Here is a 2,539-nt window from a genome sequence, read left to right on the forward strand (position 1 = left end):
GCAACCTAACAGACGACATTACGTGCTTCATCCTATGTATTAACTCGCTCTAATTCGAGCTAAAGTAATTATGGCTTAAAAAGTTAGGCAGGGATCAGTGCGTTTAACTTGACAGTGGGAGTCATACCAACGCCTAGCAAGGGGGTCTCAGGTGAAGCCGTGGGTGTACCCGCTTCTACCGGCATAGACATAGGGCAGCACATATAATTATTTTCATCGTATATAAAATGCTTACCATCGAGTATGGCTTCTTTAGCGCCACTGACTATAGCAACAATACACGGCTCGTATACCGCAGGTGCACAGCGCATAGCATGCGTTACTTTAAACAACTGAACACCTTTAATACCCGTTTCTATTAGCCCTTGGGTATAATTTTCATCGTTGTTTACATCGTTAAAAGACAGGCTATTTTGTATAAGTTGCTTAATGTGGTGTTTGCTCATTCACCCATACCTTTTAAATATAGAATAAATCCAATCTAGCACCGTAAATACACATTCTCAATGCAGCGATACAAATAGGCATATTTTAAAGAGGATATCGCCTAGTTACACCTGGTGGCGAGAGTTATATTACCTAACAAGCACTTTAGAGCAATATGCATAGCCCTGTACTGCATATTTATACTTAACTATTGATAGGAATTTAACTAATGAGCGCAACTAACCCATTTGGCCCTTCTGGCTGGACTCCCGACCAACTCAGTTCTTTAGTTGGTAAATGCTATCTAATAACGGGAGCAAATACAGGCGCAGGCTTTGAAGCAACCCGACTATTACTCGCTAAAGGCGCAAAAGTAGTTATGCTCAATCGTAACCCTTTAAAATCAGATGAAGCTATTGCTAAGTTAAAACAGGAGTTTGGCAATAGTACCGATGTGAGCTTTATAAAAATGGACCTAGCAGAGCTTGCATCAGTACGCCATGCAGCCAACGAGGTATTACAAGCTGTGCCACACATAGATGCACTTATTTGTAACGGCGCTATTGCGCAGGTCGCGACTCAGCAATTTACTAAAGACGGCTTTGAAAGTCAGTTAGGGGTTAACCACTATGGGCACTTTTTACTGTGTGGTTTGCTATTTAATAAAATAGAGCAATCTAGCGGGCGTATTGTCGTAGTGGCCAGTGAAGGCTACAAAATGGGGCTTAAAACGATTCAATTTGATGACATGAATTGGAATAAAAACTACCACCCAAATAAGACCTACTGCCACAGTAAACTTGCACAAATGATGTTTGCTTATGAGCTGCAAAATAAAATAGCCGCCGCCAATAAAAATGTGCAGGTGTTTGTGTGTCACCCAGGTGCAGCTAATACCTCTCTTATTGGCGATAATGTTAACTTTGCAACCCGATTTACCTGGTCACTAATAGTAAAAATGGGCTTAGCGCAATCGGCAGAGCAAGGTGCATACCCTGAGGTTATGTGTGCCACCGAGCATAACCTAAAACAACGTGCGTATTATGGCCCATCAGGAAGATGGAATTGGAGTGGCCCCGTAGGAACATGCAAACTTGAGCCGTTTGCTTTAGATCAGCCTGTGCTAAGCAAATTATGGGCGGTTACTGAGCAGCACACTGCTTTTAAATGGACAATATAATTGCTAATAGCGAACGTGTGTAGGGTGTAAAAGTAATGAAAAAACCATTAGTAATCGGCCTAATATTTTTACTTTTCCTAACCGGTTTTAAAAGTACCAATAACCTCCCTGTGCAGTATAAACCTAATGATGAGCTGGTAGTACTTGCCCATGGGTTAGGCAGAAGCGATTGGGCAATGCGATATTTTGCCCAGCAGCTTAAACGTGCACATTATAAGGTATGCAGCCTAAATTACGCCTCTTTAGGGCAAAGTGTTGAGGCTGTGTTTACGCAAACAACCACACAAATTAATGCCTGTATTGCTAACGCGAGTAAAGTACATTTTGTAGGGCACTCCCTAGGTGGCTTAGTTATTAGAGCCTACTTGCAAAATAACCCTCGGGTATTTAATGGTAATACACTTGGAAATGTCGTGTTAATTGGCACGCCTAACAAAGGCAGCGAATTAGCTAATCATTTAAATGGTTCATGGTTAATGCATATAGCCGGCGGTGTAAGCCAATCTTTAATTACAGGCAGTAAGAGTTTGGGCAACACCATAAATGAGCTGGACATTGATTTAGGCGTAATAGCCGGTGCTAAAGCATCCACCCTGACACAGCATTATTTTAAAGGTAAAAACGATGGCTTGGTGTCTGTAGAATCAACCAAACTGAGGGCGTGTTGATTTTTGCGGATTGAAATTTGTTCAATCTAGGGGCGATTAAATCGCGGCGCGAGGTTTGTAACCTAGTGGGCTCGATAACTGCTCCTGCGTTATTCTTATGACTTACATCCCTGTAAGAATAAGTAAAAACCAAGTAAAGCTTCCGCGTCCTGCTCACGCCCCTTACCTACATCCATGTAGGCAACAAAGAGTTTATCGCCCCTAGGCAGAACCCAAAGAGCAGCGCATGTTTGGCATTTATGCAGCGTTATCGCCTATTTATGGG

Annotated in this window: 3 protein-coding genes; 2 read left to right on the forward strand and 1 reads right to left on the reverse strand. The window is 42.3% G+C overall.

Annotated elements, in window-relative coordinates:
• Window positions 1–83 precede the first annotated feature (83 nt).
• Window positions 84–446, reverse strand: a complete 363-nt coding sequence (locus CWB60_RS19055) for an AraC family transcriptional regulator (protein WP_249318444.1) — start codon at window positions 444–446, stop codon at window positions 84–86.
• Window positions 447–655: 209 nt separating this feature from the next.
• Between CWB60_RS19055 and CWB60_RS19060 the strand changes: the two genes are divergently transcribed.
• Window positions 656–1,606 carry an SDR family oxidoreductase gene (locus tag CWB60_RS19060; RefSeq protein ID WP_138579701.1) on the forward strand — a complete coding sequence of 317 codons (951 nt, stop codon included), beginning with the start codon at window positions 656–658 and terminating at the stop codon, window positions 1,604–1,606.
• Window positions 1,607–1,641: 35 nt separating this feature from the next.
• Window positions 1,642–2,274: an esterase/lipase family protein gene (locus CWB60_RS19065; RefSeq protein WP_138579700.1), complete on the forward strand. Its 633-nt coding sequence runs from the start codon at window positions 1,642–1,644 to the stop codon at window positions 2,272–2,274.
• Window positions 2,275–2,539 lie beyond the last annotated feature (265 nt).

Source organism: Pseudoalteromonas sp. S327, assembly GCF_005886415.1.
Lineage (GTDB): Bacteria > Pseudomonadota > Gammaproteobacteria > Enterobacterales > Alteromonadaceae > Pseudoalteromonas > Pseudoalteromonas atlantica.